The organism is Bacillus sp. FSL R12-0074, assembly GCF_038005725.1.
In the GTDB taxonomy this organism is placed as follows: Bacteria; Bacillota; Bacilli; order Bacillales; family Bacillaceae_G; genus Bacillus_A; species Bacillus_A mycoides.
This window is the reverse complement of the sequence record NZ_JBBOTR010000003.1, coordinates 22,667-47,635: the sequence shown is the minus strand read 5'-3', so window position 1 is coordinate 47,635 and position 24,969 is coordinate 22,667. Positions and strand designations below refer to the sequence as shown.

General features: G+C 35.6%; 24 protein-coding genes. 22 read left to right on the top strand and 2 right to left on the bottom strand.

The window, feature by feature from the left end; genetic code table 11:
* Nucleotides 1-8 precede the first annotated feature (8 nt).
* The 19 genes from NSS97_RS29200 to NSS97_RS29110 all read left to right on the top strand — a co-directional run bounded on the left by NSS97_RS29200 (nt 9) and on the right by NSS97_RS29110 (nt 21,178).
* The gene (locus NSS97_RS29200; protein WP_341115076.1) at nt 9-2,591 is read left to right on the top strand and encodes a VirD4-like conjugal transfer protein, CD1115 family; all 2,583 of its coding nucleotides are present in this window, start codon (nt 9-11) and stop codon (nt 2,589-2,591) included.
* Between the two features lie 57 nt (nt 2,592-2,648).
* Nucleotides 2,649-2,858 (top strand): hypothetical protein, encoded by a 210-nt coding sequence (locus NSS97_RS29195; protein WP_000338017.1) that lies wholly within the window; start codon nt 2,649-2,651, stop codon nt 2,856-2,858.
* A 23-nt stretch (nt 2,859-2,881) separates the two neighbouring features.
* On the top strand, nt 2,882-5,500 hold the full coding sequence (locus tag NSS97_RS29190) for a pLS20_p028 family conjugation system transmembrane protein (protein WP_341115074.1): 2,619 nt from the start codon (nt 2,882-2,884) through the stop codon (nt 5,498-5,500).
* A gap of 47 nt (nt 5,501-5,547) precedes the next feature.
* Complete coding sequence (locus NSS97_RS29185) at nt 5,548-5,835, top strand: DUF5592 family protein (RefSeq protein WP_002130425.1); 288 nt, start codon at nt 5,548-5,550, stop codon at nt 5,833-5,835.
* A gap of 14 nt (nt 5,836-5,849) precedes the next feature.
* Complete coding sequence (locus NSS97_RS29180; protein ID WP_016128053.1) at nt 5,850-6,662, top strand: hypothetical protein; 813 nt, start codon at nt 5,850-5,852, stop codon at nt 6,660-6,662.
* Between the two features lie 15 nt (nt 6,663-6,677).
* Nucleotides 6,678-8,615, top strand: a complete 1,938-nt coding sequence (locus NSS97_RS29175; RefSeq protein WP_341115071.1) for a VirB4 family type IV secretion system protein — start codon at nt 6,678-6,680, stop codon at nt 8,613-8,615.
* A gap of 4 nt (nt 8,616-8,619) precedes the next feature.
* Nucleotides 8,620-9,747: a bifunctional lytic transglycosylase/C40 family peptidase gene (locus NSS97_RS29170; protein ID WP_016128051.1), complete on the top strand. Its 1,128-nt coding sequence runs from the start codon at nt 8,620-8,622 to the stop codon at nt 9,745-9,747.
* Nucleotides 9,748-9,776: 29 nt separating this feature from the next.
* A complete protein-coding gene (locus NSS97_RS29165; protein WP_131929475.1) occupies nt 9,777-10,046 on the top strand; it encodes a hypothetical protein in 270 nt (89 codons plus the stop codon).
* Between the two features lie 13 nt (nt 10,047-10,059).
* Entirely contained in the window at nt 10,060-10,638 is a 579-nt protein-coding gene (locus tag NSS97_RS29160; RefSeq protein WP_131247060.1) for a MerR family transcriptional regulator, read from the top strand.
* Nucleotides 10,639-10,659: 21 nt separating this feature from the next.
* Complete coding sequence (locus tag NSS97_RS29155) at nt 10,660-11,556, top strand: hypothetical protein (protein ID WP_131929473.1); 897 nt, start codon at nt 10,660-10,662, stop codon at nt 11,554-11,556.
* A gap of 260 nt (nt 11,557-11,816) precedes the next feature.
* Nucleotides 11,817-12,077, top strand: a complete 261-nt coding sequence (locus tag NSS97_RS29150) for a hypothetical protein (protein WP_002094785.1) — start codon at nt 11,817-11,819, stop codon at nt 12,075-12,077.
* Complete coding sequence (gene mobP2, locus NSS97_RS29145; RefSeq protein WP_131929471.1) at nt 12,070-13,263, top strand: MobP2 family relaxase; 1,194 nt, start codon at nt 12,070-12,072, stop codon at nt 13,261-13,263. Before NSS97_RS29150 ends, mobP2 begins: the two co-directional genes overlap by 8 nt.
* The gene (locus NSS97_RS29140) at nt 13,264-13,695 is read left to right on the top strand and encodes a hypothetical protein (RefSeq protein WP_098452876.1); all 432 of its coding nucleotides are present in this window, start codon (nt 13,264-13,266) and stop codon (nt 13,693-13,695) included.
* 42 nt (nt 13,696-13,737) lie between these two features.
* Nucleotides 13,738-14,013: a hypothetical protein gene (locus tag NSS97_RS29135; protein WP_131929470.1), complete on the top strand. Its 276-nt coding sequence runs from the start codon at nt 13,738-13,740 to the stop codon at nt 14,011-14,013.
* The gene (locus NSS97_RS29130) at nt 14,006-16,507 is read left to right on the top strand and encodes an LPD25 domain-containing protein (RefSeq protein ID WP_131929468.1); all 2,502 of its coding nucleotides are present in this window, start codon (nt 14,006-14,008) and stop codon (nt 16,505-16,507) included. The genes NSS97_RS29135 and NSS97_RS29130 overlap by 8 nt, the downstream gene beginning before the upstream one ends.
* Before the next feature lie 145 nt (nt 16,508-16,652).
* Entirely contained in the window at nt 16,653-16,787 is a 135-nt protein-coding gene (locus tag NSS97_RS29125) for a hypothetical protein (protein WP_002169635.1), read from the top strand.
* A gap of 15 nt (nt 16,788-16,802) precedes the next feature.
* Nucleotides 16,803-19,460: a DNA topoisomerase gene (locus NSS97_RS29120; protein ID WP_131929467.1), complete on the top strand. Its 2,658-nt coding sequence runs from the start codon at nt 16,803-16,805 to the stop codon at nt 19,458-19,460.
* Between the two features lie 85 nt (nt 19,461-19,545).
* Nucleotides 19,546-20,523 carry a DUF3991 domain-containing protein gene (locus tag NSS97_RS29115; RefSeq protein ID WP_131929465.1) on the top strand — a complete coding sequence of 326 codons (978 nt, stop codon included), beginning with the start codon at nt 19,546-19,548 and terminating at the stop codon, nt 20,521-20,523.
* Entirely contained in the window at nt 20,516-21,178 is a 663-nt protein-coding gene (locus tag NSS97_RS29110) for a restriction endonuclease (RefSeq protein WP_341115056.1), read from the top strand. The genes NSS97_RS29115 and NSS97_RS29110 overlap by 8 nt, the downstream gene beginning before the upstream one ends.
* 213 nt (nt 21,179-21,391) lie before the next feature.
* Here NSS97_RS29110 and NSS97_RS29105 read toward each other — a convergent pair whose 3' ends face one another.
* Complete coding sequence (locus NSS97_RS29105) at nt 21,392-21,544, bottom strand: hypothetical protein (RefSeq protein ID WP_000290205.1); 153 nt, start codon at nt 21,542-21,544, stop codon at nt 21,392-21,394.
* A gap of 115 nt (nt 21,545-21,659) precedes the next feature.
* Here NSS97_RS29105 and NSS97_RS29100 point away from each other — a divergent pair, with 115 nt between their 5' ends.
* Together NSS97_RS29100 and NSS97_RS29095 are read left to right on the top strand one after the other, a co-directional pair.
* Nucleotides 21,660-21,848: a hypothetical protein gene (locus NSS97_RS29100; RefSeq protein ID WP_000440217.1), complete on the top strand. Its 189-nt coding sequence runs from the start codon at nt 21,660-21,662 to the stop codon at nt 21,846-21,848.
* A gap of 26 nt (nt 21,849-21,874) precedes the next feature.
* Nucleotides 21,875-22,138 carry a hypothetical protein gene (locus NSS97_RS29095; RefSeq protein ID WP_131929464.1) on the top strand — a complete coding sequence of 88 codons (264 nt, stop codon included), beginning with the start codon at nt 21,875-21,877 and terminating at the stop codon, nt 22,136-22,138.
* Nucleotides 22,139-22,686: 548 nt separating this feature from the next.
* Here the strand turns inward: NSS97_RS29095 and NSS97_RS29090 are convergent.
* Nucleotides 22,687-24,135, bottom strand: coding sequence for a serine hydrolase domain-containing protein (locus tag NSS97_RS29090; RefSeq protein WP_078422374.1), 1,449 nt, complete (start codon nt 24,133-24,135; stop codon nt 22,687-22,689).
* A 409-nt stretch (nt 24,136-24,544) separates the two neighbouring features.
* Here NSS97_RS29090 and NSS97_RS29085 point away from each other — a divergent pair, with 409 nt between their 5' ends.
* Nucleotides 24,545-24,823, top strand: coding sequence for an AbrB/MazE/SpoVT family DNA-binding domain-containing protein (locus NSS97_RS29085; protein WP_002090664.1), 279 nt, complete (start codon nt 24,545-24,547; stop codon nt 24,821-24,823).
* Nucleotides 24,824-24,969 lie beyond the last annotated feature (146 nt).

The following is a 24,969-nucleotide window of genomic DNA, read 5'->3' as shown; positions in this document are numbered from 1 at the left end:
TCTTTGATATGTATAATGAACAGGTATCAATTAAATATAAGTTAGCTGAAAAAAAAGTACTCATTCCGTTGAGTACTTTTTTGTTTGTTGGAATGTTTTTAATCGCTAATTTTTTACTCAATTTATCTTTAGAGCTGATAGAAACAACATTTAGTGACTTATTACATCCCAAGCCATTTCATATGGATATAGGATTTCTTTTTCGAATGCCGATTGCAGAGCACCCCATTTATTACTTGGTTGTTTTCCTTGTAGTGATTGGAACAATAGTAAGAACAGTATACAAACTGAAATCTTCCTTTAAAAATTTAAATAATTATGAGAAAGGATCTAGTCGCTTTACAACAGTTGAAGAGCTGAAAAAGCAATATCGAGCCGTACCAGATCGAGAGGAACCATTTAAAGGTGGCGGTGGTGTTGTTATCTCTCGACTAGGTGAAAAAGTATTCATTGATGATAGCCCCGTAAACAATTTAATCATTGGTACAACTCGCTCTGGTAAAGGGGAAACCTTTGTATTTCCAACGATTGATGTCTATTCTAGAGCGGAACATAAGCCTTCATTAATAATCAATGATCCAAAGGGGGAAATTTTTAGCGCATCCAAAGAAACTTTGGAAAAACGAGGGTATCACATTGAAGTGTTAAATTTGTTAAACCCACTTGATTCTATGAGTTATAACTTATTACAACTGGTCAAAGATGCCTATAAAGATGGAGATTATTCAACAGCTCAATCACTATGTAAAACACTTTCTCACACCTTGTATTACAACCCAACTGTCAAAGATCCTTTTTGGCAACAATGTGCTATGAGCTTGTGCAATGCCATGATATTAGCCGTTACAGATAAATGTATTGCGGAAGGAACAGAAGAAAAGATTACAATGTATGCAGTAGCAAATATGTTATCAGAACTTGGATCAAAAGAGGTAATCGTAGATCCAAAAGCAGATCCACAAAATGCATTAGATTTATACTTTGAAGGGTTGCCAGCAGATAGTGTTGCGAAAATGCAATATGCAACCTCAAACTTCTCGAAAGGAACGACACGAGGCGGAATTTTCACCCAAACAATGAACGGACTCTCTATCTTTACGTTCGATGAAATTGCAAAAATGACTTCGAAAAACAGTGTGGATTTAAAATGTGTAGGGTTTGGAAAAACGATAAAAGGAAAAGTAACATCTAGAAAACGAGTAGAAATTGTCTTTCCGGATGGATCAATGGAGTCTATCAAAGCAGATATTACAGGACGTTTTTCATTGGATTTTAAGCAAGTAGTAAAAGTCGGGGATACAATCCAATTGAGTGAAAAGGGAACTGATAAAAAGAAAACATCTATTTCTATTACGAAAATAGATGAAAAGACGGGTCATACAGAATTTAAAGTAGTAGAAGAAAATGAAGATATACAGATAACGACAGTGGATTATTTTGATAAACCAGTTGCAATTTTTATGATTACACCTGACTATGATTCTTCAAATCATGTCATTGCTTCTATTTTCGTAAGACAGCTCTACTTCATATTAGCCAAGGGTGCATCCCTTGCTCGTGGTAATGGGTGTCATCGTGAAGTAGTATTTATTTTGGATGAGTTTGGCAACATGCCGAGTATAGAAGGAATGGCAACGTTAGCAACGGTTTGTTTGGGAAGAAATATCCGTTTTAATCTCATCATTCAAGCATATTCACAACTAAAAAACAAATATGGAGATGATGCAGATACCATTGATGGCAACTGTGGGAATACCATTTATATATTAACAAACGACCAACAGACAGCCGAAAGAGTATCGAAGAAGCTTGGGAACAAGACAATTAACACACTTTCCCGAAGTGGAAAAGGTCTCTCTACAGATAAAAACAAAACCGAAAGTCTAGATCAACGACCACTTTTAACACCAAATGAACTTATGAGTCTTAAAGAAGGAGAAACTACTGTTATTCGTGTAATAAAACGTCAAGATAATAATCGAACACGTATCAGACCACGACCAATTTATAATACGGAAGAAACAGCCTTAAAATATAGATGGGAATACCTAGGGGGAGAGTTCGATACAGATAAATCTATTTTAGATATAGATATAGACTCCCTACATGATGATGTAGATCCTAAAAAACTCATTGTAGATTTCCTAGGAGAAAGAAAGGCAGAACAAATTGAGAAAAAAACATCAGAACCAGAACAAGTACAAGAACAAGAAGCTTCTTCCCAAATAGAGACAACGCAGCCAGTAGAAGAACCAACAATGATGGGAATTGATGAAGAGATTCCGGAAGAGGCGTTTCAGCAGGAAGATAGCCCGTTTAATTCCCTCTCCATTGAAAATTGGAAAGAAAAAACGGTTAATGAATTTTTCGAATCTGATTTAGCGGTTTTGAAACTGGTTGATAAGTTCTTTTTAGCACAGTTAGGCAAATCAATAGATGAAGTTGAAAATCAAGAAATGGGCGAGTTTTACAGTGAATTTCAAATGTTAGCTCACAATGACCACATCGACAAAAGTGTTTACCAAGCAGTCGAAAACAAGATTAATCGAATCTTACGTGATTTAGAAGAAAAAGAACAAGTGACGAGTTAGAAAAGCACTCAAATGATTGAGTGCTTTTTTGAATCCAAACTAAAGGAGGAAGAGGGAATGTGCGTACCGACAATAACGGATAAAATGCAATTGATTTTAGATAGTTACTCGCCGTTTGTAACAGAAGAAAATGAGGTCATTCTTGGTCTAGAAGATGCGGTTCTTTTCCTTTCAGTAGATCGGGAACAAAAAGGGAAATTGATTATTCGTATTGACAGACTGAATGAAAGGGTGAATTGGACAGCAAAGGAAGTATTAGGGCAGTAGTAAGCAAGAGAGGAGGATAAATGGTGAAAGATGAAGAGGTTTTAAAAACTATAGAAGCGTTCTCGGATTATCTTCAAGTAGGAGACATCGTGAATTATGTATTGCGTTGGTTAGGATGGTTCCTAATTGTAGGCTTATCTTTAGTTGTAGATGCTTTAGAAGGTGTGACAGATGCCATTCTGGGGATTAAAGGATTCTTTAATTCACCGGAAATACAAAATTTTGTTGATATGTTATATCCATTGTTTGTCGTTCTTTTAGCCATATCATTTTTATATATTGGCTACATGTTCATTATGAACAAACAAATGAACCGTTCTCAAATTATCATCAATATTTTTGTAACACTGAGTGTACTTTGTTTATTAAGTACTGGTATGACAAAGGTTGATAAGTTCACCGATGATGCCATAGCAGTTGTAAAATCAGAACAAAAAGGCTCTTTGAGTGATGAAATTATTAAGAAGAACATAACAGATATAGCAGTAATAGATGAAAATAAATGGAAAAAGAAAGAAGACATGAGTCTGAAGAATCATATTCCAGAAAAAAACATTAGACAGATAGATATTACTGAAAAAATAGATAAAGATTTTGAGTTTGCAAAGGATAAAAAGTTATCAGATGAGGGACAGAAAATATTAAAAAATAAAAGAGTAATGGATGGGATGGGAGTCGCATCTTTAGCAGAATTGAAAGATGGTTGGTTTGATTTCTTCCCAGAAAAGTATTATCGCTGGCATTGGAATTTTTGGAATATATTCTTTACCTTACTGATAACAGGTGCAACGTTGTTATTGGTGAGTATTAAATTAGCTAGGTTATTTTATGAATTGGCATTTAACTACTTGTTAGCGAACATATTAGCACCAGCCGATGTTGCGAATGGTCAAAAGTTAAAAGCCGTATTATCCAATATCCTCAATATATTTATAGCAACGATTATGATATTCCTATCTTTGAAGCTATATATAATGGGAACAGCGTTTCTTCATGACAAATTAAATGGTGTACCGTATCTGATTGCATTAGCGGCATTTAGTATGGCAGTTCTAGATGGCCCGTCAGTCGTAGAAAGGTTATTTGGGATAGATATTGGATTAAAGAGCAGTTGGGGCATGTTAGCAGGTGGTTTCGCACTTGGTAAAGGAATTGGCGGTCTTGCAAATTCCAAGCCAATGAAGGGTCTAGGGAATATGATTGGAAAAGGAGCGAAAGGCGCAGCACAAGGAACTGGTGTTGTAGCAGCAAAAACAGCGAGTGCAGCAGCTACAACAGCAAGTGCGGCAGTGATGGCAACAGGTGGCATGGCTGGTATCATAAGTGGTTTGAAAAAAGGGAATGAGTCGGAAAAGAAAGAGTCCTTGCAAGATCAAATAAAAAAGGCGGATCAGAAGAAAGCAAATGGTAATGATTTAGCAAATAAAGAAAAGGAAAAAGGTAACTTAAATAAGGAAGAAGATAAAAAGAATGGTGGTAATCCATCTATTCAAGAAGATATGAAAAAAGAAGGGAATGAAAAACCAGAGGTAGCAAGTGGGCAAGAATCAGGAAAAACAAGTCTTCAAGATGAAATGAAGGAGGCTGGAAAAGTAAGTGGAGCAAGTGAAGGAAATCAAGCAGCAGGAGGAGTAAGACAGGGAGCAAGTGAAGGAAGCCAAACACCAGGAGGAGTAAGGCAGGGAGCAAGTGAAGGAAGCCAAACGCCAGGAACAGTGAGACAAGGAGCGAGTGAAGGAAGCCAAACACCAGGAGGAGTAAGACAAGGAGCAAGTGAAGGAAGTCAAACACCGGGAACAGTAAGACAAGGAACAAGTGAAGGAAATCCAACAGCCGGAGCGGTAAGGCAAGGAGCAAGTGAAGGAAGTCAAACACCAGGAGGAGTAAGACAAGGAGCAAGTGAAGGAAGTCAAACACCAGGAACAGTAAGACAAGGAGTAAGTGAAGGAAATCAAACATCAAGACCAGTATCAAGTGGAGGAAGCCCGGCACCAATGGAAACATCAAGACCAGCACCAGGTGGAAGTAGCCCGGCACCAATGGAAACATCAAGACCAGCACCAGGTGGAAGTAGCCCGGCACCAATGGAAACATCAAGACCAGTATCAAGCGGAAGTAGCCCGGCACCAATGGAAACATCAAGACCAGTATCAAGCGGAAGTAGCCCGGCACCAATGGAAACATCAAGACCAGTACCAAGTGGAAGTAGCCCGGCACCAATGGAAACATCAAGACCAGTACCAGGTGGAAGTAGCCCGGCACCAGTGGAAACATCAAGACCAGTATCAAGCGGAAGTAGCCCGGCACCAATGGAAACATCAAGACCAGTACCAAGCGGAAGTAGTCCGGCACCAGTGGAAACATCAAGATCAGTGCCAAGCGGAAGCAGCCCGATTATTCCTTATGAAAGTGATAAAGAAGTGGCAGCAAGTAGAAGTCAGGAAACACGGACATTAGGACAATATACAACGGATAAAGTTAAAAATACTACATCATCCATGAAACAAAAAGTAAGAGGAGTGCAAGAACGAATTAATACTTCTGAAACGGTACAGAATACAAAGCGTTTTTATCAAATGGGTCAAAATACAGGTAAAAGTTGGAGAGATATTGTGAGCAAAAATAATACAGATAAAAAATAAGCGTAATCGTACGCTTATTTTTTATTGTTGAAAAGGAGGGAATCCCGATGAGAAGCTATCGGATTCCGAAGGAAATCAGTACAGAATTACGGATTAATAAAGTGCTTTATTTAATAGATTTCTTTTTATTAATTGGTTTATTAGTTGTAACGATGATTCTTAGGAACTTCGTACATGATTCCTTTCAATTACCATTTGTTATTTTCATGGCAGCTATTGCAATTATCATGATTTGGCGACCAAGTACGAATCCTCAAAAACGAATGTATGAAGTGTTGATTATTACATTGCTAAGAAGAAAAGGCGCATATTGTGCCATTGATAACGATCAATAAGGGAGGGATCACATATGGCGTTATTCAGCGAAAAAGATGTAGAGAAACAAGAGCCAAAACAACTAGAAAGACCGAAGAAAAAAGCATTTCGATTTAACGAAAAAAATGTAAAAGAATCACTTTCTGAACCAAAAGAAATTGTTAAGGTGATACCCAACAAAAAGAAAGAAGAAGAAAAAACAAAGGTAGAAAGAAACGTAAAAAAACAGAAGAAAGAAAAGCCAAAGAAAGATGTTTCGAAAAAGAAAAATCCAAAACTTTTAGGTTTTTTATCTAGAAAAAAGAAAGAAGCACCACCAAAGGTAAAGAAAAGTATTGCGGAAATTATGCAAATCGTAGATATGACGGAGGATGGCATATTTGAGCTGAAAAATGAGGAGTTTTTAGAAATTCTTCAAGTTGAAGGTGACGATATGTTCTCTAAGAATAGCGATGAACAAGCATTTGTTATTTTCTCACATGCGTATTTTTATCAAGCCTACAAACAGTCCATTAAACTCGTTTTTTTAAACTTCCCATGTCAAACTACTGAACAGCAACGATATATAGAGAAGAAAATTAAAGAGTGTACCAGTCCTTTGTATGAACGAATTTTAAATCAGAAGTTAAAAGAACTTCAGTTTTTAGAATGGGGAAGAACAAATCGGGAAGCCTTCTTATTTATTTATGGAGAAACGGAATTAATCGTAAAAGAACGTGTGGATGCAGCAAAGCGATATATCAAACGCTCTACCGAACTATTAGAGGTGGATGAAGAGAAAAAGCTAGAGCTTATGTTTAAATTGTTTAATCAAAATGCAAAATTGGGAACGAAAAATATATGGTAGTGAGGGGGAAACAACATGTTTGCGTTCAAAAGTAAAAAATCCAAAAAGGAAAAACAAAAAGAACTAAAAAAGAAAAAAGGTTACAATCCTTATTTAGTAGCTAGAGTCCAACCACAAGGGGGTGTAAGTTTTAAAGAAAGTTATGTGCAAACAGGTGATGGAGTGGGTAATTGTATTCATGTGTTTGACTATCCAACAGAGGTAAATGATTTTTGGCTAGAGCAAATTATGAATATGCCCAATGTGATTACAACACTAGATGTAATGAGTGATGACCGAAAAGAGGTTGTTGAATCCATTAATAAATCCATGAGTGAACAAAGTGTTCGTCATGATACAGCGAAAGATAATATAGATCGGATTGATGCGAAAAATGAATTCTTAGAGCTGGAAGCTCTTTATACGGACTTAAAACAAGGTGAAGTCATGAAGCGTATTCACATCCGTATCTATGTTTCCGCTAGAACATTAGATGAGTTAGAAAAACAAGTGAAAGAAATCATGGAAACATTAGAATCCTATAACTTTCGCGGAGCTGTCTTTTTAAATGAACAAGAATATGAATGGGATGCACTCGTAACGAGTTTTGATACACAAAAAAACTATGTGAACCGAAGAAAAGGGAAAGAAATTCCGGCAGTCAGTTTGGCTGGTGGATGTCCATTTCACTATTCTTATTTGCACGATCCATACGGTACGTATTATGGAACAACGAAAACAAAAGGAAATGTTATTTTTGATATTTTTCATAAAGACAAACAAAGAAAGAGTTATAACGGTGTAATGGTTGGAAAGCCTGGTGCTGGAAAATCAACCTTACTCAAAAAGAAAGCCGTGGATTATGCAAGTAAAGGACATTTTATCCGTATTTTTGATATTGTAGGTGAATTCGAGGAAACAGTACGTGACTTGAATGGAAAAACAATTGCATTAGATGGATCACAAGGTCAAATTAACCCACTTCAAGTATATAAGACAGCAGAAAGTGAGGAAGTTAGTTTCATTCAGCATTTATCTAAAATGACAACTTTTTATCGCTTTATTGCACCAGAAGCAAAAGATGATGAAATTAAAGAGTATGAAAATTTGCTTCGAAAATTATATATTCGTATGGAATTATGGAATGATAAAAAGGGAGCAACAAATGAAATTACAACAAGAAAACCAAAAGAATATCCTATTTTCTCTGATTTTTTAAATTTTGTTCGTAAAGAGTTATATCAAGATGTAGTAAGTAAAAAGCACCATGAAAATTTAGGAGACAGTAGAATCCATCGTTTAGAATTAATTGAATTAAATCTTATGAATCTAGTAGAAGTGTATGCACAATTATTCGATGGGCATTCTACAATTGAAGATTTCAAGAAAGAACAAGTTGTATCTTTTTCCTTACGGAATATATCCAGTTCTAAAGCAGAAGTGTTTCAAGCGCAAATCTTTAATGTGTTAAATCTCCTATGGGATGAAATGATATCAAATGGTGCGCCTCAATTAAGAGCCTTTAACAAAAAGCAAATTGCTTTTGAAGATGTCATTCGATATTTCATTATTATTGACGAAGCACATCATATAATTAACACACGAAAAGAAAGTGCTCACGCTTTACAATTTTTAATAAAATTTAGCCGAGAAGACCGAAAATATTTTGCAGGTCTTTTATATGCAAGTCATACAATTCGAGATTTTGTACCGGAAGGATCTTCACAAGAAATGATTGATGAAATTAAAAAGCTTTTTGAACTTACACAGTACAAATTTATTATGCAACAAGATAATAACAGTTTAGATATGTTAAGAAAAGTATTTGCAGGACAGTTAAGTGAAAGTGAGATTGCAGCGATTCCACATTTGCCAACAGGGGATGTCATCTTAAGTATTGGGGCTGTAAAAAACATTCACTTCCATGTAGAAGTAACGGACGAAGAATTGATGTTATTCGGGGGAGGTGCTTAATACCATGCATCTAGTTTTAAAGATTATACCAAGGAAATGGCTCATCACTTTAGCACTAATTGTGATGGGTCTTTTTTCTTTTCTTCTACTTGGAGTAATGAGTATTTTTATTGCGGCAATGGGTGGAGAGAGTGGAACAGACACAGGTGATATTACGTATACAGGTGAAGGGCAAGTCATGAATGTTTCGCCTGAAGTTCTAAAATGGGAACCTACGATTCGGAAGCATGCGAAAGAGTTTGGCGTGGAACCGTTTGTTGCTTTAATGCTTGCCCAAATGATGCAGGAAAGCGGAGGCCGAGGTAGTGATCCGATGCAATCATCAGAGGGTGCATTTAATACGAAATATTGTAAATCACCAAACTGTATTACTGATCCCGATTACAGCATTTGGGCTGGCGTACAGGAGTTTAAACATGCGATAGAAAGAGCTGGTGTAACGAGTCCTGGTGACATGGATCATATCAAAACAGCCCTCCAAGCGTACAACTTCGGAACAGGATTTTTTGATTTTGTTAACTCAAATGGTGGTAAATATACAAAGGAATTAGCGATAAAATTCTCACAGGAGCAATACAAAAAAGTAGCCCACACGGGTATGTATCATTGTCTTAGACCAGAAGCCGTGCCGTATCAAGCGTGTTATGGCGATATCCTGTACGTCGATGCGGTTTTGAAATATTATCAACCGGGTTCTGTCGTTTCTGGTGGTGGAGGAAATCCAGGAAGTGGAGGAAGTAGCGGTTCAAAAGTTGCCGATGTAGGTCGTCAATGGATAGGGCGTTCTACATATGTATTTGGTGGTGGACGTAACACAAATGACATTGCAAGAGGGATTTTTGATTGTAGTAGTTTTGTACGCTGGGCATTCGAACAAGTAGGGATGTATACCAGTCCGATAGGAGCTGTAAGTACGGAAACATTAAATAAAATCGGTACAAAAGTATCAGCAAATGATATGAAACCGGGTGATGTTATTTTCTTTGATACCTACAAGCATGACGGACACGTTGGAATTGTGATTGATAAAAACACATTCATTGGATGCCAAACAAATAAAGGTGTTTCCATTGAAGATTTAAATAATCCGTATTGGCAAAAAGTCTTTTCTGGTCATGTAAGAAGGTTCTAAAAATATGAAAAAGTAAAGGGGAAATTACAATGAAATTAATAGAAGCGCCAATTAAGGGATTTGAAAATGCAGTTATAAAACCATCGAATTATTTGATTGAAAAAGATGGTGATAATTTTCTATTACATCGGGAATTGAAAGCAAACGAGATAGCACACTTTATAGAGCACAATATATTTGACTATGAAGGGAAAACATATTTATGGGTGGTAGCAAATTTCCCTTCAGAAGAAGCGGCTAAAACAGGAATACAATCCTACTGGAATGCTACTAAACAACTAAACGATATTACGAAGTAAAGGAGGAATGGATATGAAAGATAAACGAAAATCTTTGTTTATTGTGTTTGTCATTTTAGTTGTAGGTGTGACAGCTTTTAATATCTATTTGAGCAAAAAATCAATGAGTGATGGCAAAGAAAAACAGTTAAAACTTTCAAATGAATTACTAACAAAACAAAATGAAGACTTAAAAAAACGACTTGATAAGGTGCTTCCTTCCGCACAAGAACAACAAAGAAGGGCGTATTTATCGACAGCCGAAACGTTTATTCAATTATCATTTCATCGAGAAAAAGAAGGCTACAGTGAGCGAAAAGAAAAAGCAAAATCCATTATGAGTGAAGAACTTTTACAACAATTTTATCCAACTGATAAATACGAATTAGGAGATACGTATAAAACGAAACCAATAGAAATGAAGTTTTATTTACAAGAAAATGAACCAGATAAAGAGGAGGTAAATGTGTTAGCTGAATTTATAAATGTCACGACAGATTCAACGCAAAACCGAGAAGAAAAAGTAAACAATGTGTTGCGAATCATCATAAAAAAAGAAAAGGAAACCTGGCGAGTTACAAGTGTGGAAGAGTTAAATATGAAAGTATTATAACAAAAAAAGTGGGGTGAGTGTGTGATAGGTGCAATCAGTAAGAAGAGTGAAAGAATCAATTTGAGAAGAAATAAGTCGTGGATCTACCTAGCAATTATCAGCTTTCTATTTTTAGGTTTTTTTGCTTTCTTGACATCTAAAATCTACATGCCGAACGATGAAAAACTATTCCATACGGAAACGAATAAAGTAATCAAGTTGTCAGGGATGGGAAAATTGATTGTAGAGCAAAGGGAGTATAATCCACATAAAAATTTCATTGAAATTCGATTTCGGATAGAGGGATATGAGGAAACAGGGTTTACGTTTAAGGCACAAGAAAAAGGAAATCCAGGTGTTCAATTACCTGTCAAAGTGTTGTATGAAGAGAACGGGAATTACGTGATAGAAGTCAAAGAATTATCTCCAAATTGGGGAGCGTTAGCTTTAGATATTTACAATAAAAACAGTGAAAAGGAACAAATGGATATTCGGAAGTTTACACAAGATGTTAACGAGTACGAAGATGAAAATACAAGTACAAAGAGTCCAAATAAACTTGTTCAGACGATTTTTACCGATCAAAGAAAAACAAAAGCAAATGATGAATTGTTAGCTGAAAATAAAAAAATATATGAGTTGGATTTTATAGAAAGAGACAAAAAAGATATTGAAACGAAGATCGAAAATTATGGGAAGGCAATCAAGCTTGAAGAAGAAAATGGGAAGACAGTTTTTGAGAAAGTGAAAGAACTGAAAGATGAAATGAAGTACCAAACAGAAGCGGAAAAAACGGAAACTCAATCGAAGATAGCATCCTTAGAATCTAAAATAAAATCATCAGAAAAGAACATTGAATTGTTTAAAGGAGAGCAAAAAATTGCACGAGATAAGATCAAAAAATTAGAGCAAAAGGCACAAGAAATTAATAAAAACTGAAAAAAGTCATGTCGTCAGTGAGTACTCACCAGTGCAATTTGGGTACTCAGTGAGTGCTCGTTTGGTGAATTTTGTATACTCATTCAGTACTCAGGTGTTTGATTTGTGTCATCAGTGAGTACTCACCTAGAGGATTTTCTTGCCCCCATCGTTTTGCTAGGCTCCGCCTAGCCCCACACCCTCGGTGGGGGCAAAAACCCCTTATGCTCTTCTCACTATTTTTGGTGCTCTACCCTCAATTACAGAAAGGAGCGGAAATTGTGAATCTAAAAATAAGAGATATAGATCCAGTTGCCTTAAAGAAAATAGATGAAATCGCAAAAAGGAAAGGAGTATCCAGGCAAAAATTTTTGAAAGCTCAAATTGAAATGTTGGCATTTTTTCAGCAACAAAATAAAAGAGAAATGGAATTAGAAAATCTCATTGAAAAAAACATCCATATGATGAGTGATTGTTATAGCGCAATGGAAAAAATGAATGAGTTTATTCAAATGATGATGCAGGATGTTGAAAATGAGTAATGCCGTTCCTGTTCAGTCTTCAGTCACACCAGGTGTTGTTTTAAAAACGAAATTTGTGTTGCCAAGTTCGGACGCTTTTCAGAACTATATTGAGTATGTAGACCGGGAAGAAGCACAAAGTGAAGTGAAGCTGAATCCGAAAATGTTTGAAACGTACCAAGACTATATGGGGAATTCAGAAAAGACATCGGCACTATTTACGGAACACGCAAATCGTTTAACAGAAAGTGAAAAAAAGTCCTTAAAGGAAATGTTTAAAACCGCTCATGAGAATGGAAGTATCATGTGGCAAGATGTCATTTCTTTTCATAATCCCTGGTTAGAGAAACAAGGAATTTATGATGAGAAAACAAAAACATTGGATGAAAAAAGGTTAATGGATGTAACACGGCTTGCGATGAAGGAAATGCAGAAAAGAGAGGGGTTGGAAAAAAGCTCTATCTGGTCGGCAGCCATTCATTTTAATACAGATAATATTCATATTCATGTGGCAACTGTTGAACCATTTCCAACGAGAGAACGTGGCAAAAGAAAACCAAAAACATTAGATGCGATGAAGGGGAAAGTCGTAAATAATTTGTTAGATCGTAAGCAAGAGCAAAAACAAATTAATGATTTAATTCGAAACAATATGGTGGGAATTAAAAAAGAGAATTCCGTTTTTGATTGGCGCAATCAACATTTGAAACCGTTGTTTTTACAAATCTATAAACAGTTACCAAGTGATAAAAGACAGTGGCAATATAGCTACAATACGATTCAACCATTAAAGCCGGAAATTGATGAATTAAGCAGTCGATATATTCAACACCATCATAAAAAAGATTACGATCAGTTTCTCCAAAAGTTAGATAAAGAAGTGCAAGTTTTTAAAGAAGCATATGGGGAAGGAAAGTATGATAAGAAGCAATATGAAAATTACAAGACGAATAAAATCAGTGACCTGTATAAAAGAATGGGTAACGCCTTTTTACAAGAAATGAAGGCATATGATAAAGAACAAAAGAGAATCCATCACATGAAAAAATCAAAGCCGTTTCAAAAATTTCAACAGAGTGTATCTATTCAGTATTCTATGAGGAAAGTGGAACGTGCTTTTAAAAGTGAATATGAAAGTTGGAAGAACCAAAAGTACTACGAACGTATGCAAAAAGAAAGTGCATATCAAAATGAGAGGGGTTATTAAATGAGTACAATTAGAAGACAGGTAACGATGGATCAAGAGACAGAGGATTATATAAAGGATTATATGGAGGAACACGGAATTCGATATACAGGGGAAGCAATGGGAAGAATTTGCAAGGAGCATGAAGCGGCAAAAAATACAGAATGGTCGTTAAATTATGTAACGGAAGTGGTATCAAAAAACTTACACGATGTGTTGAAAAGTGAATTAACAAAAATTCGTCTCGGTGCAAATAGTGCGGATAGAAATACGCAAATTTTAGTTGAGTTATTAAATGGTTATTTCTTTTTAGAGGGCGTAGATAGCATTATAACGACTGATAAACAGGAGATGGAAAGTGTGAAGATGGCAAAGAAAACTGTGGAAGAACGAATTAGTCATGCAAGACAAAAACGCTTAGATCATGAGGCATCAAAGAACAATGTAACGTAAGCTACATTGTTTCTTTTTATAAAAAAACAGGAGGTTATTTAGATGTTATTATTTCGTGAAGATATCGCATTAGGAGTCATTAAAGAAATTGGAGAAGATGAAATTGTGTTACTCGTAAAGGATAAAGAATTAGTAATTAAAATTACAAGAGAACAAGTGAGAGAACTGGCAGTCCATGTCATGAATCAAGAAAATATGTTAGTTCCGGTTAATGTAAAAACTCATGAGCTTTTCTTTGATACAACTGAAAGATGGAATGAAGAAGACATGGAGGAATTGCAAAGAGCAAGTGAAAGAGTAGGAGAAGATCATGAGTAAAAGTTATAAGAAAAAGTATCAAACAAAATCACCGGAAGAAAAGAAAGAAGCGGTGCAAGCTTTAACAAAAAAGATGGAAAAAAGCGTAGAAGGTTATTTTCGTACACCGGGAGATTTAAAAGAGTATTTAACGTTTATGGCAAAGTTTTATCACTATTCACCATCTAATATTTCATTAATACAGAGTCAATTCGAGGGAGCCAGGGCAGTTGGTTCCTTTTCTTTTTGGAAAGAAAAAGGATTTCCGGTTAAGAAGGGTGAGAAAGGAATTAAAATCCTTATTCCAAACCGAACTGTAGCAAAATTCAAAGACAAAGAAGGCACTTGGAAAACAGTAACTAAAGCAAGTGAGGAAGAGAAAAAACAAATCGAATCTAAAAGCGTAGAAGTGATACCTGGTCGCTTATATTTTGCTGTGGGCCATGTGTTCGATGTGTCGCAAACGAACGCAAAAGCCGAAGATCTTCCCCGTATCTTTCCGAATCGTTGGCTGGAAGGAAGTGTTACAGATTACAAGAGTTTGTACAAAGGAATGGAAGCCATTGCGGAAAAAAACGGTGTGAAAATCATTGCACCAAAAGCGGAGCTGGGTGTTTCAAAAGGTGTGAGCTATACCCTAACAAAAGAAGTTGCCTTGAATCCACGGAACAGTGAATTACAAAATGTAAAAACCTTACTTCATGAATTGGCGCATGCCAAACTTCATACAGCAGAGACACATTTGAACTACACAGCACCAGAAAAAGAGTTCCAAGCAGAAATGACAGCTTATGCCGTTTCTTCTTATTTCGGGATTGATACAAGCGAATATTCTTTAGGGTATTTAGCGAGCTGGACACAAGGAAAAGAGATGAAAGATAAAACGAAGCTATTGAAAGAAGTACATGAAACGTCGATTGAATTTATTGAAACAATTGAAAACACACTAGAAAAGGAAAAAGAACAAATAAATGAAAAAGAGGTGGAAAGTGTGGCAAATAGAAATGAAAAACAGGACGAAAAAAATATTTTATTGGTCGAATTTATGAGTTTAAGTAACACGACACAAGAGCTTGTTTCTGTTGCAGAGTTAAGGGAACAAGCGGATAGAAACCGAGCGTTTGAGCCCGTAGAAGGCGCAGAAAAATTGAGTGATAAAGAATTTATTGATGCATTTAATGAGGCGAATCAAGAAAAGTATGCAGCATTAAATCAGGACGAAATTAATCGTCCAACTATGCTAGTTCAATGGAGCGACAACGAAACTTTTAAGAATAATCAACTGATTCCATTTGGAGAAGCCAATGAAAAAATGGCTGAAGTTATTACAAGTATTGAAAAAGCAAGGGAAGAAGCTAGCGAAAGAGGTGAAACCATCCCTTACGATCAAGCTCGTTATCATATTGTCATTCCAAAAGAAGTAGATAGGGATTTTGGGAGAATGGAGCTTGTGAGTATGGATCGTATGAATATGGGAGATGGGGACTACAAAACGCCATATGAACAAGTATTAAACGAGAAAAGGTATCTATCGGATGAAGTGAAACAAGCGTTACGGGATGAGGTAGTGAATCATAGGGATAACAAAGAAATAACGATAGAAAAAGAACAGGAAAGTACATTAGAAAGCTTGAAAGAGGCACCTACTCATTTAGTTACAATTGAAGTGTTAGCGAAGGATATGCAAGATGAAGAGGTTGCAAGAATCCACATGATGGATGGTGTTACGAAAGATATTAATTATTTATCGGTATGGAACCAAGATAAAACAAATCCAGAAGATTTATATGTTTCTTTAATGGAGAAAAATGGAGAACGAGAAAATATCTATTTAGATAACATTTTGAAGCCAGATTTATATGAAAAGGTTCAAAGTTCTATTTTTGATGGAAGAGGAAATTTATCATTTGTCATTCATGAAAAGGATGCAAATATGAGTCTAGATGAAATCGTAAAAGATGAACGATATGGACTCTTAGTTGATAAAGCGGAGGCGCAAAAAGATTACTCATTTAATGAAAAAGAAGTGGAATTATATAAAGAAATGAAGACGGAGGGATATGCACCTATTACTTCTCTAGATCAACAAATTCAGCCTTTAAAAGAAAAGGAACCAACTACGTTAGATAAGGATTTAAGCCGAAAATTCGAGGCATACAGACGTTCACAATATGAAGAAACACCAGATAATATTGATAGTATTGTCACTCGTGTAAAAGCTGAAGAACGGTATTATACAACGAAATATGTTTCGATTGATAATGAGCTGGTAAGCCAGGAACACGTAGTAAAATTAGAAAATCAGGTGGATGAGAAGCTTGGAAAAGAAGGAGTAACGGTGAATCAGTCTACAACATCAAGTGAATTAGATATGGATAAGAAATTTCAGCCGTTGAATGGAAAACAAACGAATGATAAAGAAAAAGACAAGGAAATAGATCCTGGTAATGTAGAGCAGTCGAAGGCTTCAAAGAAATCGGGTAGAAAAAAAGAAACAATGGAGATGGAACGATGAAAAATTGTATAGCAGGAATACCAGATTAAATCATTTTTTGTTACTCAATTGAGATAGCGGAGAGTGATTTTTTTATATTTAAAAATGAAAGAGGGTAAAAGGAAAAGCCCTCTTTCTTATTTATAGAACGAAAGGAGAGAATGCCATGAATGTATGGCTGTTTGCGGGCTGTATGTTCCTTGTAGCTGTCTTTTTGAACATGTTGTTATTATTCGGTCACAGAGTAATGAAAAAGCGGAGAAATAAGAAATGGAAGCGTGAAACTGAAATTACAGATTAATAGGAGGTATTACGTATGGGGAAAACATTGTTTATTGCAGAAAAGCCGAAAGTAGCTGTTGAATTATTAAAATCACCTAGATTTAGAAACTCACAAAAGCATCCAGGAAGCAAGCCATATTATGGCTACTATGAAAATGAAAATTACATTATTAGTTGGTGCCGAGGGCATTTATTAGAACTAAAATATCCGGAGGAAATGGATGAAAGATACAAAGAATTTAATTTTAATCACTTGCCAATTATTTTAGAGCCGGAATATAAAGCGAAATCAGATAGTCTTGAACAAATTGAAATACTGGTTAAGTTGTTAAATCGTCCCGATGTAGATCATGTGGCAAACGCTTGTGACGCGGATAAGGAAGGTGAGCTTATCTATCGTGAAATAGTTGAATATGCAGGTGTGAACAAGCGAGAATCTCGCCTTTTTATCTCTTCCTATGAGGCCGCAGAGTTAGAGGGAGCATTGAACCGATTAGAACCAGGAAAAGACTATGAAGCACTTGCTCAATCGGCTAAAGCAAGGCAATACCTGGACTATATTCTAGGAATTAATGTTACGAGAGGCTGTACATCAAAACTAGCAAAAAACCAATTCTTATTGGCTTCTGGTCGTGTTCAAATGTGTATCTTGAATGAAATCCGTCAAAGGGAAATTGCAATTCAAAACTATAAAGAACAAACCTATTACAATTTGAAGCTACTAACCGAAAATGGTTTATCACCAGTAATGAAAACAGAAGAACAACTGATAGATCCATCGCCACTACAAAAGCTTGGAGATAGCTTGAAAGGAACGGATGCAATCGTAACGGAATTTAAAGAAAGTACGAGAAAAAAGAAACCAAAATTATTGTATAACTTAACTGACATTTACAAAGATGCTCACGCCAAACTGAAGATAAATGCGGAAACAGCAAAGAAACATATTCAGAGTTTGTATGAAGAAGGTTTTATTACTTACCCTCGCTCTTCATCTAGGCATTTACCCACTGAGCAAGTGGAACGAGTGAAGGAAGTAATGGCAGCATTAGAAAAAAGCTCCTATGCAAATCTCGTACAACAAGTAATCCCGTCTTCAATTACAAAAAAGCACACTACATTTAACGATGAATTAGTCAGTAGTCATTTTGCCATCATCCCAACAACAAAATTATATGTCGGGACCAACCGAAATCCATTAGAAAAACAGTTATATGACTTGATTGTAAAACGATTTATCGGGAATTTTATGAAACCAGCAATCTACCTGGTAAGAGAAGTACATTTTATAGATCAAGAGGGCAACACATACAATACAAAAGAAAAGATCCTACAAGAGAAAGGGTTTCTAAGTGTGTTTCAAGAGGATATAGAAGAGGGATCAGTTGAAGCATTTCAGATACCTATTTTACGAGAAGGGGATTCTTTCAGAATCGTTCAGTATGACTTGATTGAATCCCGAACGAAGAAACCAGCCTTTCATACCGAAAGCTCCATTTTAACCTTTATGGAGACAGCAGGACGTAAATTAGATGATGAACATTTGAAAGAACTTATGAAGGGAAAACGGATTGGGACAGTCGCAACGGAAGAAACGTTTATTCCAAAACTGTTAGAGCGAAGCTATATTGATGTTACCAGCGGTCAGATTCGAACCACTAATATTGGTCGTGCGTTTATAGATGCTTTTCCGGTAGATGAAATCAAAAATCCAGCTTATACGGCTGAAATGGAAGGGATGATCTACATGATCGAAAAGAACGAAATGAAATATGAGGAATTTGTAGAGAAAACAAATACGTTTGTAAAAGATACGGTGGAACAATTAGGCGCAATGGATGATAAGGTGTCGGATAGTATTATTAATACCTGGAATCAGCAGATTGAGGTGTGCAAATGTCCTTGTAGAAAAGGAAAAATCCTTCATAAAGGCAATTTCTATGGTTGCAGTAATTATCCGGAATGTGAAATCTCCTTACCGAAAAAAATTAAAGAAAAAGCGATTCCGGAAGCGCAAGCGAAAAAGCTGTTTGAGGATAAGAAAACAGATCTTTTAAAAGGATTTAAGTCCAATGAGAAGGAGTTTTCCGCTTATCTAGTGTTACATGAAGGGAAAGTTAAATTTCAGTTCCCAACACAAGAGGAGCTGTCATTTGGTAAATGTCCAAAATGTAAAAAAGGGGATATGCTTCATCGTAAAACATTTTATGGATGTACGGAGCATAAAAATGGATGTGATTTTATGTTACCAGCCAAGATGAAAGGGAAAGCAATCCCTGGTAATCAGATGAAGAAGCTAATTCAGTATAAAACAACGGATTTTATAAACGGCTTTCAAGGAGAAAAGGGAGAATTTACAGCGGCTATCTATATGGAAGCGGACGGAAGTTTGAAATTCCGTTTTCCAACAACTGAAGATCGTACAATTGGCAAATGTCCATTATGTAAGAGTAGAGTTCTTGTAGGGAAAAGTAACTACTTATGTGAGAAATACAAAAAAGGTTGTGACTTCATTATTTTTGGTACATTCTCTGGTAAAAATCTAAGTAGTAACCATGTGAAAAAGTTATTAGAAAAAAATGTAACGGATCAGATTAAAGGGTTTATCTCGAATAAAAACGGGAAAAAATTTGATGCGCGTTTATCATACAGCGTACAGGAGAAGCGATTAAAATTCTTATTCGGCAAATAAAAATTGAATGCATGTAAAAGAGGACTAGGAAACGGAATAGTCCTCTTTTTTATTTCATTTTATAGAGTAAAGGGGGGATTCCGTAATGGCACATGTCAGTACGGAGGATGCGATGAAAGCAAGAAAAGTTGACTTGATTTCATATCTGGAAGCAAAAGGAGAAACGTTTAAGAAAGAAGGAAATTATTATCGTCATACGGAACATGACAGTCTCATCATTAAAGGGAATCAATACGCCTGGAATAGTCGAGGGGAAAAAGGATATGGAGCGATTAGCTTTGCGATGATGTACTATGAAATGACATTTCCGCAAGCTGTATTAGACATCAATAAAGGGGATTACAAAGAGCTTGATCGTTCAAAAGCTGAAGAGGAACGCAAAAAAGAGCAGCAGCCTTTTAGTTATCCCAAACACCTGGAAGTAAATAAGCAAACAGAGATAAAAGAATATCTAATTCATGAACGGAAAATAGATCCTCGCTTGGTGAATTGGCTGGTTAAAAAGGATCTCATCGCCCAGGATAAGAAAAATAATGTGGTTTTTAAATGGAGGGAAGAAGGAGGAAAAGGGCAAGTTATTGGTATGAACCGTCAAGGTACAGTCAAAATGGAGAATAAAAGAGGAAGCTTTAAGCAAATTGTCCCGAATTACGAAAGAATCAATGCTGGTTTTACAGTTGATGTGGGTAAACCGGATAAGATTTATTTTTATGAAGATCCGATTGATATGTTATCTCATTGGAGTATCAAGCAAAATAATATTCAAAACGCTCGCCTGGTTTCTATGCATGGATTGAAGTCAAAAACAGTGATTCAATCTTTAATGGATGCGAAAAAAGAAGGGCACGATATTAAAGAGGTCATAATGGCAGTTGATAATGATAAGGCTGGGAAAGACTTCATTCAGACAATGAAATGCTTTGTAGATCTTAAAGAGGATATTCCAACGAATGAAAAAGATTGGAACGATGTCCGGAAAAAACAAGTGAGTGAGCAACAGGCAAAAGAAACAGCCCAACCAAAGAAAATGAAACCAATTAAAGAGGTGGAGCGAAGTGTCTAATCTACCAGAAATGCCAAACATATTACAAATTTTGATGTATGGTTTTATCCTTTATGTTCTTTTTCGTATTTGTAAATTCATGTACCGGAAGATCCAGGAGCGAAGAATATTAAAACGAATGGCTAAGTCTGGTATTCGTTTTATAGACAAAATGGACGGACGTCAATTCGAAGTATACCTAAAAGCTCTCTTTCGAGAGTTGGGTTATTCTCCAACAGTCACAAAACAGTCAAATGATTTCGGGGCTGATCTGGTATTGAAGGGGAAAAATCGTATTGTAATCCAGGCAAAACGCTACGGGATGAAAAATAGAGTCGGCATTAGTGCCGTGCAAGAGATATATGCAGCACAAGCCTATTACAAAGCACAAGAGGGCTGGGTTGTAACAAACAGTGTGTATACAAGACAGGCGAAAGAATTAGCGGAGGCATGCCATGTAAAACTTATAGATCGTTTAGAACTTCAGAAATCGATTAATAAAATTAATCCCGAATATTCGGCTGAAGATGTGTATCAAGGGGTAACACCTGCAGAACGGAAATGTCCAACATGTAAACATGATTTAGTCGTTCGTAATTCGAATAAATCAGGAAATAAGTTTTTTGGCTGTTCACAATATCCCACATGTACACATACAGAACCAATTAATACATGAGCTGTGATGAAAATCCGGCTCTTTTTTATTTGTTAAAAGAATACATGAAAAAAATCAATTCAACTAAAAAACGACCCTTCAGATTTAGTTGTATGGGGTTTTGATGGAGTTATTAATATAATAAGTCGTATTTGTTGTAAAAACGCATGTAAAGGGAGAAAGGGAATTTATATGCGTTTTTAGGTTTTTTAGGAAAAATAAAAAGGGTAGCCATTATTTACGACTTAACCCTTTGTCTACAATCTGACGAATTGCTTCGTTTCGATTCTTCAGCTTATTTTCATGCCAATAATTTTCTATTTGTTCTACTTGTTCTTTTGTAAAAGTAACTAAAATTTGAGTGTACTTATCTTTATTAACAGCCATATTAAAACCTCCTCTATAAAAAATATTATAAGTTATATAACTTATATTGACAACTAGAAAAATGAGTAATAGAATGATTATATAAGTTATATAACTTTATTGAGGAGGTTATTACATGGAACGGAAAGTTAAAAAGATGATGGCTGATCTTCAATTTATTATGAATCATGGTCAAATCAGTGTAGATTTTATGGATCAAGGATATAAAAGAATGCTTTTTAGTGCATTAGAAGCTACGGGAAAACGGTTTAATGTGCATACCAATGAACATAATGAAACAACCTTGTTCTTAGAGTTAGTTTAGTAAATTTACGCAATGAGGAGCTGTTAATAGTGGAGCAGTTAACCATTTTTGACGTAATGGATGAAACTAAAAATAAGCTTTATGAGGTATTAGAGAAAAATGGATTAGATTATAAGATTCATAAGTACTATTTATATTCGAATTATGAGGGAGCTGTTCAATATTACTATATAAGAACAACTGACAATACAATTATTGATTTGTGTATCTCTGATTTTCCAGAAATTTTCGCTATCCATAAAGGATTTAGTGATAAACAAATTAGAAAAATTTACAACTGGAACTTATAAGTTATATAAATAACAAACTTAATTATTGGAGGAATGAAAAATGAAAATTTGTGTATCTGAGTGGAAAACATTGAAAAAAGAGACAAAGTTAAAGCTATTGCGCTATGCGATGTTAGAAAGCAAGTATAAGTATGCAAAATAAAAGCTCTTCATTTGCAGAAGCAAACAAAGAGCAAAGTCATGAGTGACCGTCGAGGAAAGAAATTGGCAGGTTTCTTTCCTCTATATTTTAACATATAAAAAGTTGTAGAGAAAAGGGGCGTGTAGGATGGAAGAAGGTCGTATTTCCTTTCAGCAAGGGTTTAAAGAATTTCTTATTATGATGTGTACAGAGATAATAAAGTTGTTTAATTTACAATAAAGTCATTTAAAAAATAATATAGTAGTTTAAAAATCCTTCTTCTACTAACGAGGCAGGTTAGTGGAAGAAATAGCAAGTGGGTTTAACTAGGAGAAGTGTCGATGACATTACAGAAGACACCGAGGTGTCTTCTGTTTTTTAAATTAAGGATATCGATAAATTAAGATTTATTTACTTAACATTGTACTTATTTTCGGACCGAGGCATCTAATCGGTGAGTATATACAAACCAAGTAATGCTTGCTGTTAATAATGTTGACGAAATTAAAGCTGTAAGAACACTATATGTTTGCCAAATAAGTATCGTTGACCAATCGAAGGCAAAAAACATTATACACTGGGCAATCGTAGCGATTAGGAAAATAATTGTTACGATTGTTCTCTTTTTTGTCATTGGCTGCTGCTCATTCGTTTTCCTTTTTCTTAATCCTAAGAAAAATAACAGAACGGCTAATAGGCAAAGAATAATTGTGGTAGACGACAAAATGATGTCCAAAAGCTGTGTGCCACTTATCTCATATGACTGAGTTAGATTGCCGTTTAATATATTTTTAACTTGTAGTACCAGGTTTATATTGGTATTTGCGCCGTTGCTCAGTAAGCAGATGGCTGTTCTTTCATTTGGCAGTATGGCTACTTTGGTACTAAAATTTGGATTACCCCCAGTGTGTTCTATAAACGTTTGTTCGGCGTTTACCGACCAACCTGCCGCATAATACATATCATTGACAGCCGAAACAGACATATCACCCCTATGTGATTTTTCGATGGCCCTGTGAAATATTTCGGGTATGTCCTGCACGATACCCATCTGTATGCCCATCCAACGCGCCATATCTTTTGTATTAGAAATGATATAGCCGGCAGGTTTATTCCCAGTATAATCCGGAGCGTTAAATGGAGTTGTTATAAAAAAGGAAGAACGGTAACCCTGTGCTAACTGTCCAGTGGCTTGAGCATCTTCTTTATAAACATACGTCTGGTGAAGACCTAAGGGTAGAAATACCTGCTCCTTCATAAAGTCTTCATAGCTTTGTCGTGATACAATCTCAATAACCAAACCCAATACGTCATAATTAACGGTTCCATAGTTATATTGTTCACCAGGAGAGAACGCCAATTCTGCATCTACCAGCGTTTCCACAGTCTTTTGCAACATATCAGGCGTATTACCTTGTGGAATATTTTGAAGATGTCTAATATTTGTTAGGCCGCTGGTATGGTGAAGAAAGTTATTTAGTGTAAGGTTTTGCATATCAACAGGTTTACCTTGATACTTTAACGTAAACCAAGGTAAATATTTTTGGATAGGGTCAGTCATTGATAGCAGCCCTTGCTCTTCCAATAGCAAAATCCCCATACCAGTAAAAGCTTTACTCACCGAGGCCAACTCATAGAGTGTATTTTCACTTGCAGACAGTCCCTTTTCAAGATCTGCATACCCAGAAGAAAAGTAGAACACTTCACCATCAGCAAGTATTGAGAGTGACATTCCAGGCACACCTGACGTACGACAGGCATCATCTAGCAATGCTTGTATTGCCACAGATTTCGAATCTGACAACGCATAACTTTGTGTTGCGAATCCTGAGAATAATATAAATATCGTTAATACAAAAACAATAGTCTTTTTCATACACTCTCCTTTCTGAAGAATTATAAGGGTATAAATAACTTATTTTTATAACTATAAACTAAATTCTGATTTATATTTCTATTTATCTATATAATATCAAATAATTGTGAAGAGTTACACTTAAACTAACGGGGGCGTTAGTTTAATAAGAAGTAAACAACTTTATTATTCATTTTTTAAGCATTACATAAGCAGATGGATATAATTTGAAACAACTTTAAAGAGCCTTGCTGCATATAGAATGTAGTAAGGCTCTTATCTTTTTTAATCAAAATTCAATAACTTTATTATCACTATACATGATGGTCTTTTTTTGGTTCATTATGTTTCTCATGTATGGTGAAAGCCTGTTACAATAGTAAAGAATAACTTGGGTACAAATTGATAATGAAATGGGGAAATATGCTGGATGAAAGCAACCGGAGTGACTAGAAAAGTGGATGAATTAGGGCGTATAGTAATTCCAAAGGAACTTAGAAATACGCTTGGGATTAAAGAAAAATCACCATTAGAGATTTTTGTAGAAGGGGAAGACATCATTTTACAGAAGTATCAACCTGGTCATGTTTGTGCATTAACAGGAGAAGTGTCAAATCGTAACATAGCATTAGCAAATGGTAAGATAACATTAAGTCCAGAAGGTGCAGAATTATTACTAAAAGAAGTAGAACAGTATCTTGTAAAATAAGTGCTCCTTTCAAGGGGTTTTTTTTATGGTTAACACAATAATTTCACGTACCGTAATTATTTAATAAAAATCAAAAAAAACAACAATATATTCTTTGATGATCTCGTTTGAAATGCCTCTCTACACCAGATTAATAAAAAACTTAG

Excerpts from the sequence above, each read along its gene's own strand:
- NSS97_RS29140 (WP_098452876.1), top strand. The coding sequence starts at position 13,264 with ATGAGTACAATTAGAAGACAGGTAACGATGGATCAAGAGACAGAGGAT.
- NSS97_RS29120 (WP_131929467.1), top strand. The coding sequence starts at position 16,803 with ATGGGGAAAACATTGTTTATTGCAGAAAAGCCGAAAGTAGCTGTTGAA.
- NSS97_RS29130 (WP_131929468.1), top strand. The coding sequence starts at position 14,006 with ATGAGTAAAAGTTATAAGAAAAAGTATCAAACAAAATCACCGGAAGAA.
- NSS97_RS29135 (WP_131929470.1), top strand. The coding sequence starts at position 13,738 with ATGTTATTATTTCGTGAAGATATCGCATTAGGAGTCATTAAAGAAATT.
- NSS97_RS29090 (WP_078422374.1), bottom strand. The coding sequence starts at position 24,135 with ATGAAAAAGACTATTGTTTTTGTATTAACGATATTTATATTATTCTCA.
- NSS97_RS29085 (WP_002090664.1), top strand. The coding sequence starts at position 24,545 with ATGAAAGCAACCGGAGTGACTAGAAAAGTGGATGAATTAGGGCGTATA.
- NSS97_RS29165 (WP_131929475.1), top strand. The coding sequence starts at position 9,777 with ATGAAATTAATAGAAGCGCCAATTAAGGGATTTGAAAATGCAGTTATA.
- NSS97_RS29170 (WP_016128051.1), top strand. The coding sequence starts at position 8,620 with ATGCATCTAGTTTTAAAGATTATACCAAGGAAATGGCTCATCACTTTA.
- NSS97_RS29100 (WP_000440217.1), top strand. The coding sequence starts at position 21,660 with ATGGAACGGAAAGTTAAAAAGATGATGGCTGATCTTCAATTTATTATG.
- NSS97_RS29180 (WP_016128053.1), top strand. The coding sequence starts at position 5,850 with ATGGCGTTATTCAGCGAAAAAGATGTAGAGAAACAAGAGCCAAAACAA.
- NSS97_RS29195 (WP_000338017.1), top strand. The coding sequence starts at position 2,649 with ATGTGCGTACCGACAATAACGGATAAAATGCAATTGATTTTAGATAGT.
- NSS97_RS29125 (WP_002169635.1), top strand. The coding sequence starts at position 16,653 with ATGAATGTATGGCTGTTTGCGGGCTGTATGTTCCTTGTAGCTGTCTTT.
- NSS97_RS29160 (WP_131247060.1), top strand. The coding sequence starts at position 10,060 with ATGAAAGATAAACGAAAATCTTTGTTTATTGTGTTTGTCATTTTAGTT.
- mobP2 (WP_131929471.1), top strand. The coding sequence starts at position 12,070 with ATGAGTAATGCCGTTCCTGTTCAGTCTTCAGTCACACCAGGTGTTGTT.
- NSS97_RS29115 (WP_131929465.1), top strand. The coding sequence starts at position 19,546 with ATGGCACATGTCAGTACGGAGGATGCGATGAAAGCAAGAAAAGTTGAC.
- NSS97_RS29105 (WP_000290205.1), bottom strand. The coding sequence starts at position 21,544 with ATGGCTGTTAATAAAGATAAGTACACTCAAATTTTAGTTACTTTTACA.
- NSS97_RS29175 (WP_341115071.1), top strand. The coding sequence starts at position 6,678 with ATGTTTGCGTTCAAAAGTAAAAAATCCAAAAAGGAAAAACAAAAAGAA.
- NSS97_RS29200 (WP_341115076.1), top strand. The coding sequence starts at position 9 with ATGTATAATGAACAGGTATCAATTAAATATAAGTTAGCTGAAAAAAAA.
- NSS97_RS29185 (WP_002130425.1), top strand. The coding sequence starts at position 5,548 with ATGAGAAGCTATCGGATTCCGAAGGAAATCAGTACAGAATTACGGATT.